The sequence below is a fragment of the Achromobacter sp. Root170 genome (assembly GCF_001428165.1).
In the GTDB taxonomy this organism is placed as follows: domain Bacteria; phylum Pseudomonadota; class Gammaproteobacteria; order Burkholderiales; family Burkholderiaceae_B; genus Achromobacter; species Achromobacter mucicolens.
In genome coordinates, this window is sequence record NZ_LMHN01000012.1 from 559,209 (window position 1) to 574,529 (window position 15,321).

The window sequence follows — 15,321 nt, forward strand, 5'->3', positions numbered from 1 at the left end:
GGTCAGCGGGCCAGGTACAGGAACAGCGTGGGCAGCTTGTCCAGCTGGGGCGCGGGCAGCTTCTTCCAGTCGGCCACCGTGTGCGTGACCACCCATTCGTCCGCCGTCGTCATCGAGCGCGCCACGCAGAGCTTGGTGTCGCCCTTCAGGGTGGCGATCAGCGTGGCGAACATCGCGGCGTTGCGGTAGGGCGTTTCGATCAGGAGCTGCGTCTGGTTGTGGCGGGCAGAGTGCTGCTCCCAGGCGCGCAATTGCTTGGCGCGTTCGCCGGGGTCCACGGGCGCGTAGCCATGAAAGGCGAAGCGCTGCCCGTCCAGGCCGCTGGCCATGAGGCCCAGCAGGATGGAAGAGGGTCCCACCCAAGGCTTGACGGGGATCCCCAGGCGATGGGCCGCGTCCACGACCTTGGCGCCGGGGTCGGCGACGGCCGGGCAGCCCGCCTCGGAAACCAGCCCGATTTCCGCGCCGCGCCTGGCCGGCTCGAGCCATGCCTTGATCAGCGCGGCATCGGCCTTGTCGGTCAGGGTGTGGATGGTGATTTCCTGCAGCGGCCGGGTGGTTCCGACAAGCTTCAGAAAGGCCCGCGCCGTCTTGGCGTTTTCGGCGATATACGTGTCCAGCCGGCCGGCCAGCGCGCGCACGTCGGCGGGAAGCCAGCGCTCGGGCGGGGCTTCGCCCAGGCTGACGGGAATCAGGTGCAGGGCGCCGGTCATGCGGGCGCTCCCGGGGTGTCGAGCGGATCCAGTCCGAAAGTGGCCAGCATGCGCGTCAGTTCGATCAGCGGCAGGCCTATGATGGCGGTGGGATCGTCGCTCTGGATGCTTTCCGTCAGGGCAATGCCCAGGCTTTCCGCCTTGGCGCTGCCTGCGGTATCGTAAGGTTCCTCGGCCCGCAGATAGGCGTCGATGGCATGGTCGGACAACTGGCGGAACCGGCAGCGGGTAATGACGTCGGCCTTTTCCACCCGGTGGCCATCGGTCACTGCAAGCGCACTGTGAAATTCCACCATCCGGCCCGACAGGGCGCGCAGTTGCGCCTGTGCCCGGGCGAAGTCGCCCGGTTTGCCGATCGGGGTGCCATCCACGGTCGCCACCTGATCAGAGCCGATCACGATGCTGCCCGGGTGGCTGGCGGCCACCGCCATCGCCTTGGCAACGGACAGTCGCAGCGCCAACGCCTCGGGGGTTTCGCCGGATTGTGGCGTTTCGTCTACAGCGGGGGAAATCGCGGTGAAGGGCAGGCGCAGGCGCGACAACAGTTCTTTGCGGTATCGCGAGCTGGACGCGAGGATCAGGCTAGGCTTTGAGGGCATGCGGCATTTGACGGTAATACGTAAGTCACAGTATTATCTAACGTTTTGCGGCATTTTTGCAGGAACATCAACATGACACCGAAGGGAAAGCCTGGCGACTTGGGTCGCCGCGCGGACGGATCGGCCGGTGCTGGTGTGAATGCAGCACCGGCGGACAAAGTTCTGGCCGACAAAGCCTTAGCCGACAAAGCACTGGAAGCCGCGCCCGTGGAAACCGGTGTGAAGCGCATCGACGCCTTTGCCTTTGCTCGACTGGGCAAGAGCGCGCAGGGCGCCATCGCCTTGGTGCGGCTTGGCCGCGTGGTTGACGGCTTGCCCGAGCAACCGCTGGGCGAAGCCGGGCTTGTGACCTGGTCCGTGCAAGGCGAAGAAGGCAAGACCGGCTTGCTGTTGGGCCAGCCGCTTTTGCGCCTGCATGTGCGGGCCAATCCGGTGGTGATGTGCCAGCGGTGCAATGTGCCGTTTGCCTATCCGGTGGACAGCGAAGTCGTGCTGCAACTGGTCAAATCCGAAGACGACCTCGACGACGATCATTCCTTTGCCGATCACGGCGACGATGACGACGACGAGGGCGACGAAGGCGTAGGAAGGGATTCTGTGGCCCACCTGCCTGAAAAGGTGGTGGGTTCGCATCATTTTGATCTGTTGGCCCAGATCGAAGATGAGCTCATTCTGAGCATTCCGTATGTGCCCAAGCATGATGTATGCCCGGGCGCGCAGGCCAAGGCCAGCGAAGCTCCTGAAGAGGAGCCCGCTGTCAAGCGTCCGTCGCCGTTTGCGGTGCTGGAACAACTGAAGCACAAAGATTGAGATCAACATCGGGCCGCATCGCGTACAATGCGCCCCGTTTCTAGGAGTCATCATGGCCGTTCAACAAAACAAGAAGTCCCCCTCCAAGCGCGGTATGCACCGTTCGCACGATTTTCTGGTGGCCCCGTCGACCGCCATCGAACCCAACACCGGTGAAACGCACCTGCGTCACCACATCAGCCCCAACGGCTTCTATCGTGGCCGCAAGGTCCTGAAGACCAAGGCCGACGAATAAGGCCCCCGGGCCGAACTCGTACTCGGACCATTTCGGCTGAGCGCTGATACCTGGCACCCGTGATACGCATCGCCATAGACTGTATGGGCGGAGACTTCGGTCTGCCCGTCACGATTCCGGCTGCGATCGAGTTCGCCCGGCAATTTCCGGACACCCGGCTATTGTTGGTCGGGCTTCCCGACGCCATCGAAGCGGCGCTCGCCGAGCACCGCAACGTGGCGCGCGATCGCATTGAGATCGTGGCGGCTTCCGAAGTCGTCACCATGGACGACCCGGTCGAGGTCGCCCTGCGCCGCAAAAAAGACTCCTCCATGCGCCTCGCTGCCCAGTCCGTCAAGGATGGGCGGGCGGACGCCTGCGTTTCCGCGGGCAACACCGGCGCCTGGATGGCCATTTCCCGTTATGTGCTCAAGACGCTGGACGGCATTGACCGCCCGGCGATCGCCACGTCCATTCCGAACCAGACGGGCCGCGCCACCACGGTGCTGGACCTTGGCGCGAACGTGGACTGCACGGCCGAGCACCTGCTGCAATTCGCCATCATGGGCGCCGCGCTGTCGCAGGCGGTGGACCATCGCGACAACCCCACCGTGGGTTTGCTGAACATTGGCGAAGAAGTCATCAAGGGCAACGAAGTCGTCAAGGAAGCCGCCGAGCTTCTGCGCGGCAGCCCGCTGAACTTCTACGGCAACGTCGAAGGCAATGACATCTTCAAGGGCACGGTCGACGTCGTCGTCTGCGACGGCTTTGTCGGCAACGTCGTGCTCAAGTCCGTCGAAGGACTGGCGAAGATGCTGTCCAGCATCATTCGCGAAGAGTTCAAGCGCAATCTGATCACGCTGATCGCCGGCGCGGTGGCCAAGCCTGTGCTGAACCGCCTGCGCAACCGCGTGGACAACCGCCGCTACAACGGCGCAGCCTTGCTGGGCTTGCGTGGCGTGGTCATCAAGAGCCACGGTTCCGCGGACGTTTACGCCTTCGGTTTTGCCTTGCAACGCGCCCGCGAAGCCGTAGTGAGTAAACTGCTGGAGCGCACCGCGCAGACGGTCGCTCAAATTACCAAGCGCGTTCAATCCGGCGATCGCCCCTCGGCGGCGTCGCCCAACGTGGCTGGGGATACCGCTTGATGGATACCGCAATGAAATACTCCGTGATCGCGGGCACCGGCAGCTTCCTGCCGGAACGCGTGGTTTCGAATGACGAACTGGCTGCGGAACTGGCGACGCGCGACATCGCCACCTCGGACGAATGGATTGTCGAGCGCACGGGCATCCGTCAGCGCCATCTGGCCGAGCGTGGGGTGACCACCAGCCAGCTGGCCACCGAGGCCTCGCGCCGCGCGCTGGCCGATGCGGGCGTCGACGCTTCCGAAATCGACCTCGTCATCGTGGCCACGTCCACCCCCGATTTCGTGTTCCCCAGCACGGCTTGTCTGGTGCAGGCCAACCTCGGCGCCAAGGGCTCGGCCGCGTTCGACGTGCAGGCTGTGTGCAGCGGCTTCGTCTACGCGCTCACCACCGCTGACAGCTTCATCCGCGCGGGCCGCGCGCGCTGCGCGCTGGTGATCGGCGCCGAAGTGTTCTCGCGCATCCTCGACTGGAACGACCGCAGCACCTGCGTGCTGTTCGGCGACGGCGCAGGCGCCGTGGTGCTCAAGGCGTCCGACAAGCCCGGCATCATGGCCGCGCAACTGCATGCCGACGGCAGCCAGATGAAGATCCTGAGCGCGGCCGGCAACGTCGCTTATGGCGACGTCACGGGCGATCCTTTCCTGCGCATGGACGGCCAGGCCGTCTTCAAGCAAGCCGTCACCGTCCTGGACCGCTCCGCACGCGACACCTGCGCCGAAGCCGGCGTCACCGTTGCCGACGTCGATTGGCTGATCCCGCATCAGGCCAACGTGCGCATTCTGAATTTCCTTGCCCGCAAGCTGGACGTGCCGGTCGAGAAGGTCGTCATCACCGTCGACAGTCACGCCAACACGTCCGCGGCCAGCGTGCCGCTCGCGCTCGATGCCGCGCGCCGCGACGGCCGCGTCAAGCCGGGCCAGCTCATCCTGATGCAAGGCGTCGGCGGCGGATTCACCTGGGGCTCGGTACTGGCCCGCATGTAAGGGCGTGCCCGGGCTGCGGCGGCACAAGTGCCGCCGGCGGCCTGAGAGCGCGCCTGGCATCCCACACAGACACTGAATCAATCCACACGCTCAATCATGAAAATCGCTTTTGTCTTTCCTGGCCAGGGTTCGCAAGCTGTCGGCATGCTGGACGCCTGGTCCGGCGTGGCGGCGGTCACCGACACCGTGGCGCGTGCCTCCGAGGCCCTGGGGCAGGACCTGGGCGCGCTGATCGCGCAAGGTCCCGCGGAACAACTGAACCTGACCACCAACACCCAGCCGGCCATGCTGACCGCTGGCGTGGCGTTCTACAACGCATGGGTGGCCGCGGGCGGCCGCAAGCCTGATGTCGTGGCCGGCCATAGCCTGGGCGAATACGCCGCGCTGACTGCCGCGGGCTCGCTGACGCTGGAAGACGCCGTGCGTCTGGTGCGCGTGCGCGCCGATGCCATGCAGGCCGCCGTGCCGGTCGGCACCGGCGCCATGGCCGCCATCCTCGGCCTGGACGACGATGCCGTGCGCGCCGCGTGTGCGCAAGCCGCGCAAGGCGAAGTCGTCGAAGCCGTCAACTTCAATGCGCCGGCGCAAGTCGTGATCGCCGGCCACAAGGCCGCCGTCGAACGCGCCTGCGAACTGGCCAAGGCCGCCGGCGCCAAGCGCGCCTTGCTGCTGCCCGTTTCCGCGCCGTTCCATTCCAGCCTGCTCAAGCCGGCCGCCGACGTGCTGGCTGGCGCGCTTGCCAGCGCCGCCGTGTCCGCGCCGCAGGTGCAGGTCATCAACAACGTCGATGTGGCCTCGCCCACGGAACCCGGGGCAATCCGCGATGCGCTGGTGCGCCAGGCGTGGCATCCTGTGCGCTGGGTCGAAACCCTGCGCGCCATGAAGGCGCAAGGCGTCACGCACGTCATCGAGTGCGGTCCCGGCAAGGTGCTCGCCGGCCTGACCAAACGCATCGACCCCGAACTCACCGGCCTGGCCATCACCGATCCCGCTTCGCTGGAAGCGGCTTTGGCTGCCGTCAACGGAAACTGATCAATGGACAACACCTCGACCGAACTGCAGGGCAAGATCGCGCTCGTCACGGGCGCCACGCGCGGCATTGGCCGGGCGATCGCCCTGGAACTGGCCGCACGCGGCGCAACCGTCGTTGGCACTGCCACGTCGGAATCGGGCGCGGCCGGCATCACCGAAGCGCTGGCGCCGTTTGGCGGCCGCGGCGTGGTGCTCGACGTGACCGACGCTGCCGCTTGCGATGCGCTGATCGACGCGTTGGGTAAGGAAGGCGGCGGTCCGCACATCCTCGTCAATAACGCCGGCATCACCCGTGATACGCTGGCGATGCGCATGAAGGACGACGACTGGTCGGCGGTCATCGACACCAACCTCGCGTCGGTCTTCCGCCTGTCGCGCGCCGTGCTGCGCAGCATGATGAAGGCTCGTTGGGGACGCATCATCAACGTGACTTCCGTGGTGGGTTCCAGCGGTAACGCGGGCCAAGCCAACTACGCCGCCGCGAAGGCCGGCGTGGCGGGCATGTCCCGTGCGCTGGCGCGTGAACTGGGCAGCCGCAACATCACCGTGAACTGCGTGGCCCCTGGCTTCATCGATACCGACATGACGCGTGCGCTGGGCGAAAACCAGACCGCGGCGCTGCTGCAGCAGATTCCGCTGGGCCGTCTGGGCTCTCCGACTGACATTGCGCATGCCGTGGCCTTTTTGTCCGGGCCTCAGGCGGGTTACATTACCGGCACCACCCTGCACGTCAACGGCGGGATGTACATGCAATAAATCACGAATCGCGCGTCGCCGCCGGGCAACCGGCAAGGCGGGGCGCGATTCTCCGGAAACGCCGCACATGGTCTTCCCGCGCCGCTCTCGGCGACAGAACAAATGCGCGGTGTTATTTTTGTCACGGTCAGGCGTTGCATCACTCCGCGCTTGGCTATAATTCGCGGGATTTTTCCCAATTGGAGATCTGCATGGAAAGCATCGAACAGCGCGTCAAGAAGATCGTCGCTGAACAACTTGGCGTCAACGAAGCCGAGATCAAGAACGAGTCCTCCTTCCTTGACGACCTCGGTGCCGATTCGCTCGACATGGTCGAACTGGTCATGGCCCTCGAAGACGAATTCGAGACCGAGATCCCCGACGAAGAGGCCGAAAAGATCACGACCGTGCAACAAGCGATTGACTACATCAATTCGCACGGTAAGCAGTAAGCTCAGCCTATATCGTCCTGGTTGCCCGATATCGTCGGCCAACCTGGAATCAGGGCGGTTTCAGGAGTGCCGTGTGGTCCACCGGCAGGCAAGGCGTCATAACGCCTCGCCTGCCTTCATGTGGTCCACACGCGCAGCGCATCCCGAAAACCGCCTTTCTTTTGTCTGTTTGAGGAGTCATCCGTGAAGCGACGTGTCGTCATCACCGGCCTGGGTATCGTTTCCCCCGTAGGAAATGATCTGACCACCGCTTGGGACAATATCGTCAACGGACGTTCTGGCATCAGCCGCATCACCCGTTTCGATCCCTCGGCCATCACCACCCACATTGCTGGCGAAGTCAAAGACTTCGACATCAGTACCTATATTTCGGCCAAGGAAGCCCGCCAGATGGATACGTTCATCCATTACGGCCTGGCTGCCGGAATGCAGGCCTGGCGCGATTGCGGCCTGGAAGTCACCGAAGAAAACGCCGAGCGTATCGGCGTGATCGTGGGGTCCGGCATCGGCGGTCTGCCGCGCATCGAAGAAACCCAGGTCGAGTACCTTGCCAAGGGCCCGCGGCGCATTTCGCCGTTCTTCGTGCCGGGTTCGCTGATCAACCTGATTTCCGGGCATCTGTCGATCGCCTATGGCATGAAGGGGCCCAGCTACGCCGTGGTGTCGGCCTGCACGACCGGCCTGCACTGCATCGGCGATGCTGCCCGCCTGATCGAATACGGCGATGCCGACGTCATGGTGGCTGGCGGCGCCGAGTCGACCGTGTCGCCGCTGGGCATCGGCGGCTTTGCCGCCATGCGTGCGCTGTCGACCCGCAACGATGACCCTCAGACCGCTTCGCGTCCCTGGGACCGCGACCGCGACGGCTTTGTGCTGGGCGAGGGCGCAGGCGTCCTGGTTCTGGAAGAGTACGAGCACGCCAAGAAGCGCGGTGCGCGCATCTACGGTGAACTGGCTGGCTACGGCATGAGCTCCGACGCTCACCACATCACCGCACCGGACAAGGACGGCCCGCGCCGCGGCGTGATCAACGCGCTGCGCAACGGCGGCCTGAATCCCGAAGACGTCCAGTACGTCAACGCGCACGGCACGTCCACGCCGCTGGGCGACAAGAACGAAACCGATGCGCTGAAGCTGGCGTTCGGCGACCACGCCAAGAAGCTGGTGGTCAACTCGACCAAGTCCATGACGGGCCACCTGCTGGGCGCGGCCGGCGGCATCGAAGCCGTGTTCACGACCTTGGCCGTCTACAACCAGGTCTCGCCTCCGACGATCAACATCTTCAATCAGGATCCGGAATGCGATCTGGATTACTGCGCCAACGAGGCGCGGCCGATGAAGATCGATGTGGGCCTGTCCAATTCGTTCGGCTTTGGCGGCACCAACGGCTCGATGGCCGTTCGCCGGGTCTGATTTGGAAGGCTCGGTCGGGGGGCGCTGGTCATTCCGCGTGCCAGTCTCGCCGCCCAGGAGCGCCGTCGCGCTCTTCGGGCTGGCCCTGGCCGCGGCCGTGGCCTGCGTGCTGACGGCGGCATCCTGGCACGGTCATGCCTGGATGGCCGCCGCGTTGCTCGCGCTTCTGTTTCTGTTGGCCGGGCTGTTACACTCGGCACGGAGCACCCCGTCCCCGGTAACGGCGCTACGCACCGCGACCGGGGCTGACCATTGGCAGCTACGCTGGCCGCAAGGCTGGCAGGATGCGCTGCTGCTGGATCAGCAACGGGGGCCAGCGTGGCTGACGCTTGTCTTGCAGCCCTTGCCCACCGGGAGTACGGCCTTTACCACCAGCAAAATCACCCTCACCGTCTGGAAGCACACGTTGCGACCCGAATCCTGGCGCCGTCTGCGCCTCGTCGCGGGCACGGCGCGGCAGGCACAACCTGCGCGTCGTTTGCGGGAGGCCTCATGAGCGAACGCGAAGTCGACGCAGAGCTCGTAGCGCGCGTCCAGCGGGGCGACAAGAAGGCCTTCGATCTCCTGGTGCTGAAATACCAGCGCAAGATTCTCCGCCTGCTCGCCCGCATGATCCGCGATCCGGCCGAAATCGAGGATGTGGCGCAGGAAGCCTTCATCAAGGCCTACCGCGCCTTGCCCCAATTCCGTGGCGAAAGCGCCTTCTACACCTGGCTTTACCGCATCGCCATCAACACCGCGCGCAACTGGCTTGCCTCGCAGGGACGTCGCCCCAGCGCGCCCAATGCGATTGAAACGGAAGACGGTGAAACTTTTAACGAAACCGACAACCTAACGGATATAAGCACGCCGGAATCCATGGTTGCCAGCCGCGAAATCGCCGAGACGGTGAACGCGGCCATTGAGGAATTGCCTGAAGAATTGCGCACCGCAATTGTCCTGCGTGAAATCGAAGGTATGAGTTACGAAGACATCGCCCAGAGCATGGACTGCCCGATCGGTACGGTGCGCTCCCGCATTTTTCGTGCGCGTGAAGCCATTGCGACCAAGTTGCGTCCACTGCTCGACACCGATGTCGAGCGTCGCTGGTAAGGAGTGGCAGTCATGCAAATAGCAGCCAAATCCGTTGAAATCACCGAGTCTTCCTGGGAAGAATCGGTTTCCGCCTGGATGGACGGAGAGGATTCCGACGATATTCTTCCCAGTCTGTTGTCCAAAGAGGGACGTCAGACTTGGGACACCTATCATCTGATTGGTGATTCCCTGCGCAACGCCGATCTGGCGCTGACGCCCAGCGCGGCCTTTTCGGCCCGGTTGGCGCGCGCGCTGGACGCGGAATTGCCCATCGTAGCGGCGCCTCGGCGCCGCTCTCCTTTGCGCATGGGCCTGTCGGGCCTGGCCGTCGCCGCCGCCGTGGCCACGGTCGCATGGGTGGCGCAGCCGTACGTCACCGGCTCGCCTTCGACGGACGTCCGCGTGCTGGCCGACGCCAGTTCGTCGGGCTCGGCCTCGGCGTCCGACGACTCGGGCCTGCGTGATTACCTGGAGGCCCATCGCCAGATGGCGGGCCCCAGCGCGGTCCGCCAGGTGTCGTTCGATGGCGGAGCGGGACGCTGATGGCGCTTGTGCTTGCATCACGCTGGCCGGTATTGGGACGCGCTGCCTCGTGGCACGCTCACCGCGCCGGCTGGTTCGCCGCCACGCTCCTGACTGCTTTCCTTGCCGCGCACGGCCCCGCGGCCGCCGCCGGCGCCACGCCAGCCGGCCAAACCGAAGACGTGGTGCAACTGCTCACGCGCATCCAGCAGGCGGCCCGCAAGCAGGATTACGCCGGCGTCTTCATGTATCAGCAGGGCGATGTGATCCAGTCCTCGCGCCTGGTGCATGTCCTTGACGGCACCGGTGAGCGCGAACGCCTCGAGATTCTGGACGGCCAGCCGCGCGAATACCTGCGTCACAACGACGATGTGCAGTGCCTGATCCCCGAGCGCAAGACGGTGCTGATCGAGCGCCGCCGCGGCGATCGCTTTCCCGGCCTGCTGCTGGGCGACGCCGCCAATCTGTCCGAACACTACAAGATCCGCACCGAGCCCACGCCGCATCGCGTCGCGGGCCGCGAATGCCGGCTCATCACGATCGAACCCCTGGACAAGCTGCGCTATGGCTATCGCCTGTGCGCGGACGTCGAAACCAATCTGCTGCTGAAGGCCCAGACGCTGAACGCCGCGCGCGGCGTGGTCGAGCAGGTGTCGTTCACTTCGCTGCGATTGGGTTCCGAAGTGGATCCGCAGTCGCTGTCCTCGCGCTGGAACACGCGTGACTGGAAGGTGCTCGAGGCCAACATGAAGCCCGTGGACCTTGCGGCCCAGGGATGGCGCATTCCGGCGCCCGATGGCTTCAAGACGATCATGCAGGTGTCGCGCGCCATGAAGCGCGGATCGCCCGTCAGCCAGATGGTGCTGTCCGACGGCCTGGCGGCGATTTCGGTCTTCATCGAGCCCTACGACAGCCAGCGCAACCACCAGCCGTTGCATGGCGCGTCGCAGCGCGGCGCGATCAACGTCTATGGCGCGCGCATCGCGGACTTCTGGTTGACGGCGGTTGGCGAAGTGCCCGCCGCCACGCTGGAACAACTTGCGCAAGCCACTGAGTACGTGCCGCCCGCACCCGCGGCAGCCGCACCCGCGGAGGGCGGGGCCAAATGATTCCCGCCGTTCCGCAAGCAGCAATTTCGGAGTGACATATGAAAGCAATGACGGTCTCGAACGCTTTTTTCCGGCGCTTTCTGGCGGCTGTCGCGGCGGGGACGATGCTGTCCACCGCCTATGTGCCCGTGACGGTGGCGCAGACGACGGCGCCCGCCGCGGTCGGTTTGCCCGATTTCACGGCCATCGTTGAAAAGGCCGATCCGGCCGTCGTCAACATCCGCACCACGGCCACCGTGCCCGTGCGCGGGGGTAATGGTCCCGGCGGCAGCGATCCCTACGAACTGTTCCGCTGGTTCTTCGGTCCCGAATTCCAGCCGCCCGGCCAATCGCCCAATCCGCGCCAGCGTCCGCAGCCGACGCCGCCTGAAGAGCGCACGGTGCCGCGCGGCGTGGGGTCGGGCTTCTTCATCTCAGCCGACGGCTACATCCTGACCAACAACCACGTCGTGGTCGACGCGACGGACATCTACGTCACGCTGACCGACGGACGCGAGTTCAAGGCCAAGGTCATCGGTACGGACGAGCGCACGGACGTGGCGCTCATCAAGATCGAAGCCAAGGACATGACGCCGCTGGTCATCGGCAACCCGAAGACGCTGAAGAAGGGGCAGTGGGTGCTGGCCATCGGCTCGCCGTTCGGCCTGGACTCCACCGTGACCTCCGGCATCGTCAGCGCCATCGGCCGCGATACCGGCGAATACCTGCCGTTCATCCAGACCGACGTTGCGGTCAATCCGGGCAATTCGGGCGGTCCGCTCATCAACCTGGACGGCGAGGTCGTGGGCATCAACTCCCAGATCATCTCGCGCAGCGGCGGCTTCATGGGCATCTCGCTGGCCATTCCGATCGACGAAGCCATGCGCGTCGTGGAGCAACTTCGCACGACGGGCAAGGTCACGCGCGGCCGCGTTGGCGTGCAGATCGGCGAAGTTGGCAAGGATGTGGCCGAGGCCATCGGCCTGCCCAAGGCCGAAGGTGCGCTGGTCAGCAGCGTCGAAGCCGAGGGGCCTGCCGAGCAGGCGGGCGTGCAGCCGGGCGACGTGATCCTGAAGTTCAACAAGGAACCCATCAAGCGCTGGTCCGATCTGCCGCGCATCGTCGGTGAGACCAAGCCGGGCACGCGCGCCGACATGGAAATCTGGCGCAAGGGCAAGAGCATGACGCTGTCGGTCAAGGTCGGTGAGATCCCGGCCGAGAAGGCGGCAGGCGCCGGCAAGAAGCCCGCGCCCGAACCCGAAGTCACGAACGCGCTGGGCCTGAGCGTCATCGACGTGCCGGCCGATGTCCAGAAGAAGCTGCGCATCAAGGGCGGCGTCCAGGTGAAGGTTGCCGATGGCGCGGCCGGGAAGGCGGGCCTGCAGGAAGGCGACATCGTGTTGGCCCTGAACGACACCGACGTGACCGGTGCCAAGCAGTTCGGCGAACTGGTCGCCAAGCTGGACAAGAGCCGCGCGACGGGTCTGCTGGTGCGCCGCGGCGACCAGACACAGTGGGTTGCGGTGCCTGCCGGCAAGTGATGTGACGGCCCTGCCGGCCGGTGCCCGCGGGCGTCAGGTCCGGCCGGCGGCTCGGCCGAAACCGCCGGGCGCTGGCATCTCAGGGCGCTTTTTGTCCCGGGGCGCAGCCGTGACAAATAAAATGGCTCAAGACCGGCTAAAATGGCTGGTTGCCGCAAGAGGGGGCGCCAGGCGCCCCCTCAGTTTTGTCCGGGCCCAGCCCGTCAGCGCCTTACACGTCAGCCGTGCACACTCCGGCGGCGGTGTCTCCCGGCAATATGCCGTCTGTTCCGTCCCTTATAAATTCAAGCATGCAGCATATCCGCAACTTTTCCATCATTGCCCACATCGATCATGGCAAGTCGACCCTGGCCGATCGCCTGATCCAGCGCTGCGGCGGACTGGCGGATCGCGAGATGTCGGCGCAGGTTCTCGATTCCATGGAAATCGAGCGCGAGCGCGGCATCACCATCAAGGCCCAGACGGCTGCCCTGCATTACAAGGCGCAGGACGGCAAGATCTACAACCTGAACCTGATCGACACCCCGGGGCACGTGGACTTCTCGTACGAAGTCAGCCGTTCCCTGTCCGCCTGCGAAGGCGCGCTGCTGGTGGTGGACGCGTCGCAGGGCGTGGAAGCCCAGACCGTGGCCAACTGCTACACCGCGATCGAACTGGGCGTGGAAGTCGTGCCGGTCCTGAACAAGATGGACCTGCCGCAGGCCGATCCCGAAGGCGCGCGCCAGGAAGTCGAGGACGTGATCGGCATTGATGCCTCGGACGCGGTGCTGGCCAGCGCCAAGACCGGCATGGGCATCGACGAGATCCTGGAAACCATCGTTGCCCGCGTTCCCGCGCCCAAAGGCGATCCCGACGCGCCGCTGCAGGCGCTGATCATCGATTCGTGGTTCGACAACTACGTCGGCGTGGTCATGCTGGTGCGCATCATCAACGGCGTGCTCAAGCCCAAGGACAAGATTCTGCTGATGGCGTCCGGCGCCACCCACCTGTGCGAGCAGACGGGCGTGTTCACGCCCAAGTCGCAGCAGCGTCCGCATCTGTCGGCGGGCGAGGTGGGCTTCATCATTGCCGGCATCAAGCAACTGGAAGACGCCAAGGTCGGCGATACGGTGACGCTGGCCAACAAGCCGGCCGCCACTCCGCTGCCGGGCTTCAAGGAAGTCAAGCCGCAGGTGTTCGCCGGCCTGTATCCGGTGGAAAGCTCCGAATACGACCAGCTGCGCGATTCGCTCGAAAAGCTCAAGCTCAACGACGCCGCGCTGATGTTCGAGCCCGAGGTGTCGCAAGCGCTGGGCTTCGGGTTCCGCTGCGGCTTCCTGGGCCTCTTGCACATGGAAATCGTGCAGGAGCGCCTGGAGCGCGAATTCGACATGGACATCATCACCACCGCGCCGTCGGTGGTGTACGAGGTCGAGCAGCGCGACGGGTCCGTGATCACCGTGGAAAGCCCCTCGCGCATGCCCGAGATCGGCAAGATCCAGGACATTCGCGAACCCATCGTGAAGGTCACGCTGTTCATGCCGCAGGACTATGTGGGTCCCGTCATGACGCTGTGCAACAACAAGCGCGGCGTGCAGGTCAATATGAGCTACCACGGCCGCCAGGTCCATCTGGTCTATGAGATCCCGCTGGCCGAAATCGTGCTCGACTTCTTCGACAAGCTGAAGTCGGTGTCGCGCGGCTATGCGTCGATGGACTACGAATTCCTGGAGTACCGCTCCGCGGACGTGGTGCGCGTCGACCTGCTGATCAACAACGACCGCGTCGATGCGCTGGCCGTCATCGTCCACCGCAGCAATGCGCGCCACCGCGCGCGTGATGTGGTGACGCGCATGCGCGGCCTGATCCCGCGCCAGATGTTCGACGTGGTCATCCAGGCCGCCATCGGCGCGGAAATCATTGCGCGCGAGAACGTGAAGGCGCTGCGCAAGAACGTGCTGGCCAAGTGCTACGGCGGCGATATCTCGCGCAAGAAGAAGCTGCTTGAAAAGCAGAAGGCGGGCAAGAAGCGCATGAAGCAGGTGGGCAGCGTGGAAATTCCGCAGGAGGCGTTCCTCGCCATCCTGCAAGTGGAAGACAAATAGAACCCCAGAAGGCGATTAGCTGATGAGTTGGAACTTTGCCCTGATCCTTTTTATTCTGCTGGTGGTTACCGGCGTCATCTGGGCGCTCGATCTGGCCGTGCTGCGCAAGGGGCGAGAGCGCCGGGCGCAGGCCGCGATGGCGCAGTACGACACGGCGTTGGTGGGCGACGCGCAAGAGGCCGAGCGCCTTCGGCGCGAAGCTGGCGACGCTGCCCGGCGCGTGCCCTGGTGGGTCGAGTACGCGGTCAGCTTTTTCCCCGTCATTCTGTTCGTGTTCATGCTGCGCTCGTTTGTCGTCGAGCCGTTTCGCATTCCGTCCGGATCGATGCTGCCCACGCTGCAATCGGGCGATCTGATTCTGGTGAACAAATTCAGCTATGGCCTTCGCCTGCCGGTGATCGACAAGAAGGTCATCCCCATCGGCTCGCCGCAGCGTGGCGACGTGTTCGTGTTCCGGTATCCGGTGGATCCGGACGTCGATTACATCAAGCGCGTGGTGGGCTTGCCCGGCGACGAGGTCGCGTACATCGACAAGAAGCTGTATGTCAATGGCGAACTGGTGCCGCATGTGCGCGATGGCGACTATTTTGAGCCGGATCGTGTGTCTTATATCGCGCAATATAAAGAGAAGTTAGGCGACGTTGAGCACAAGATCCTGCTCGATGAGAACGTTCCGCAGCGCTATACCCCGCAGGAGTGGCGTTTTCCCTACCGCGAAAACTGCCAATACAGCCACAATGGGGTACGCTGCAAAGTACCCGAAGGGAATTATTTCGCCATGGGCGATAATCGGGACAACAGCGCGGATAGCCGGTATTGGGGGTTTGTCCCGGAAGCCAACATCGTCGGCCGCGCCTTCTTCATCTGGATGAACTTCAGCGATCTGAGCCGCATCGGCCGATTCAACTGA

17 protein-coding genes are annotated in these 15,321 nt (G+C 64.6%); 15 read left to right on the forward strand and 2 right to left on the reverse strand.

Features of this window, described 5'->3' with window-relative positions; translation table 11 throughout:
- Positions 1-2: 2 nt before the first annotated feature.
- Entirely contained in the window at positions 3-713 is a 711-nt protein-coding gene (locus ASD87_RS12750; RefSeq protein WP_056321891.1) for an SAM-dependent methyltransferase, read from the reverse strand.
- On the reverse strand, positions 710-1,312 hold the full coding sequence (locus ASD87_RS12755) for a Maf-like protein (protein ID WP_056321893.1): 603 nt from the start codon (positions 1,310-1,312) through the stop codon (positions 710-712). Before ASD87_RS12755 ends, ASD87_RS12750 begins: the two co-directional genes overlap by 4 nt.
- 72 nt (positions 1,313-1,384) lie before the next feature.
- Between ASD87_RS12755 and ASD87_RS12760 the strand changes: the two genes are divergently transcribed.
- From ASD87_RS12760 to lepB, 15 genes are all read left to right on the forward strand, one after another.
- Positions 1,385-2,122 carry a DUF177 domain-containing protein gene (locus ASD87_RS12760; RefSeq protein WP_082586268.1) on the forward strand — a complete coding sequence of 246 codons (738 nt, stop codon included), beginning with the start codon at positions 1,385-1,387 and terminating at the stop codon, positions 2,120-2,122.
- Positions 2,123-2,174: 52 nt separating this feature from the next.
- Positions 2,175-2,357 (forward strand): 50S ribosomal protein L32, encoded by a 183-nt coding sequence (gene rpmF / locus ASD87_RS12765; RefSeq protein WP_006218037.1) that lies wholly within the window; start codon positions 2,175-2,177, stop codon positions 2,355-2,357.
- 59 nt (positions 2,358-2,416) lie between these two features.
- Positions 2,417-3,484, forward strand: a complete 1,068-nt coding sequence (gene plsX / locus ASD87_RS12770) for a phosphate acyltransferase PlsX (RefSeq protein ID WP_056321895.1) — start codon at positions 2,417-2,419, stop codon at positions 3,482-3,484.
- On the forward strand, positions 3,484-4,470 hold the full coding sequence (locus tag ASD87_RS12775) for a beta-ketoacyl-ACP synthase III (protein ID WP_056321898.1): 987 nt from the start codon (positions 3,484-3,486) through the stop codon (positions 4,468-4,470). Before plsX ends, ASD87_RS12775 begins: the two co-directional genes overlap by 1 nt.
- A 96-nt stretch (positions 4,471-4,566) precedes the next feature.
- The gene (gene fabD / locus ASD87_RS12780; RefSeq protein WP_056321901.1) at positions 4,567-5,502 is read left to right on the forward strand and encodes an ACP S-malonyltransferase; all 936 of its coding nucleotides are present in this window, start codon (positions 4,567-4,569) and stop codon (positions 5,500-5,502) included.
- A 3-nt stretch (positions 5,503-5,505) separates the two neighbouring features.
- Complete coding sequence (gene fabG / locus ASD87_RS12785; RefSeq protein WP_056321905.1) at positions 5,506-6,258, forward strand: 3-oxoacyl-ACP reductase FabG; 753 nt, start codon at positions 5,506-5,508, stop codon at positions 6,256-6,258.
- Positions 6,259-6,449: 191 nt separating this feature from the next.
- Positions 6,450-6,689 carry an acyl carrier protein gene (acpP, locus tag ASD87_RS12790; RefSeq protein WP_003813816.1) on the forward strand — a complete coding sequence of 80 codons (240 nt, stop codon included), beginning with the start codon at positions 6,450-6,452 and terminating at the stop codon, positions 6,687-6,689.
- 183 nt (positions 6,690-6,872) lie between these two features.
- Complete coding sequence (gene fabF / locus ASD87_RS12795) at positions 6,873-8,102, forward strand: beta-ketoacyl-ACP synthase II (RefSeq protein WP_056321908.1); 1,230 nt, start codon at positions 6,873-6,875, stop codon at positions 8,100-8,102.
- 1 nt (position 8,103) lies between these two features.
- Positions 8,104-8,598, forward strand: coding sequence for a protein YgfX (locus tag ASD87_RS12800; protein ID WP_056321911.1), 495 nt, complete (start codon positions 8,104-8,106; stop codon positions 8,596-8,598).
- A complete protein-coding gene (rpoE, locus tag ASD87_RS12805) occupies positions 8,595-9,194 on the forward strand; it encodes an RNA polymerase sigma factor RpoE (RefSeq protein WP_008161984.1) in 600 nt (199 codons plus the stop codon). The genes ASD87_RS12800 and rpoE overlap by 4 nt, the downstream gene beginning before the upstream one ends.
- Before the next feature lie 12 nt (positions 9,195-9,206).
- On the forward strand, positions 9,207-9,719 hold the full coding sequence (locus ASD87_RS12810) for a sigma-E factor negative regulatory protein (protein WP_056321916.1): 513 nt from the start codon (positions 9,207-9,209) through the stop codon (positions 9,717-9,719).
- Entirely contained in the window at positions 9,719-10,807 is a 1,089-nt protein-coding gene (locus ASD87_RS12815) for a MucB/RseB C-terminal domain-containing protein (RefSeq protein WP_056321918.1), read from the forward strand. Before ASD87_RS12810 ends, ASD87_RS12815 begins: the two co-directional genes overlap by 1 nt.
- Positions 10,808-10,845: 38 nt before the next feature.
- Complete coding sequence (locus tag ASD87_RS12820; protein ID WP_056321921.1) at positions 10,846-12,327, forward strand: DegQ family serine endoprotease; 1,482 nt, start codon at positions 10,846-10,848, stop codon at positions 12,325-12,327.
- Between the two features lie 290 nt (positions 12,328-12,617).
- Positions 12,618-14,411, forward strand: coding sequence for a translation elongation factor 4 (lepA, locus tag ASD87_RS12825; protein ID WP_056321923.1), 1,794 nt, complete (start codon positions 12,618-12,620; stop codon positions 14,409-14,411).
- A 22-nt stretch (positions 14,412-14,433) separates the two neighbouring features.
- Entirely contained in the window at positions 14,434-15,321 is an 888-nt protein-coding gene (gene lepB / locus ASD87_RS12830; RefSeq protein ID WP_056321926.1) for a signal peptidase I, read from the forward strand.

Coding starts and splice junctions, on each gene's coding strand:
- ASD87_RS12750 (WP_056321891.1), bottom strand. CDS start 713: ATGACCGGCGCCCTGCACCTGATTCCCGTCAGCCTGGGCGAAGCCCCG.
- ASD87_RS12755 (WP_056321893.1), bottom strand. CDS start 1,312: ATGCCCTCAAAGCCTAGCCTGATCCTCGCGTCCAGCTCGCGATACCGC.
- ASD87_RS12760 (WP_082586268.1), top strand. CDS start 1,385: ATGACACCGAAGGGAAAGCCTGGCGACTTGGGTCGCCGCGCGGACGGA.
- rpmF (WP_006218037.1), top strand. CDS start 2,175: ATGGCCGTTCAACAAAACAAGAAGTCCCCCTCCAAGCGCGGTATGCAC.
- ASD87_RS12775 (WP_056321898.1), top strand. CDS start 3,484: ATGGATACCGCAATGAAATACTCCGTGATCGCGGGCACCGGCAGCTTC.
- fabD (WP_056321901.1), top strand. CDS start 4,567: ATGAAAATCGCTTTTGTCTTTCCTGGCCAGGGTTCGCAAGCTGTCGGC.
- fabG (WP_056321905.1), top strand. CDS start 5,506: ATGGACAACACCTCGACCGAACTGCAGGGCAAGATCGCGCTCGTCACG.
- acpP (WP_003813816.1), top strand. CDS start 6,450: ATGGAAAGCATCGAACAGCGCGTCAAGAAGATCGTCGCTGAACAACTT.
- rpoE (WP_008161984.1), top strand. CDS start 8,595: ATGAGCGAACGCGAAGTCGACGCAGAGCTCGTAGCGCGCGTCCAGCGG.
- ASD87_RS12810 (WP_056321916.1), top strand. CDS start 9,207: ATGCAAATAGCAGCCAAATCCGTTGAAATCACCGAGTCTTCCTGGGAA.
- ASD87_RS12815 (WP_056321918.1), top strand. CDS start 9,719: ATGGCGCTTGTGCTTGCATCACGCTGGCCGGTATTGGGACGCGCTGCC.
- ASD87_RS12820 (WP_056321921.1), top strand. CDS start 10,846: ATGAAAGCAATGACGGTCTCGAACGCTTTTTTCCGGCGCTTTCTGGCG.
- lepA (WP_056321923.1), top strand. CDS start 12,618: ATGCAGCATATCCGCAACTTTTCCATCATTGCCCACATCGATCATGGC.
- lepB (WP_056321926.1), top strand. CDS start 14,434: ATGAGTTGGAACTTTGCCCTGATCCTTTTTATTCTGCTGGTGGTTACC.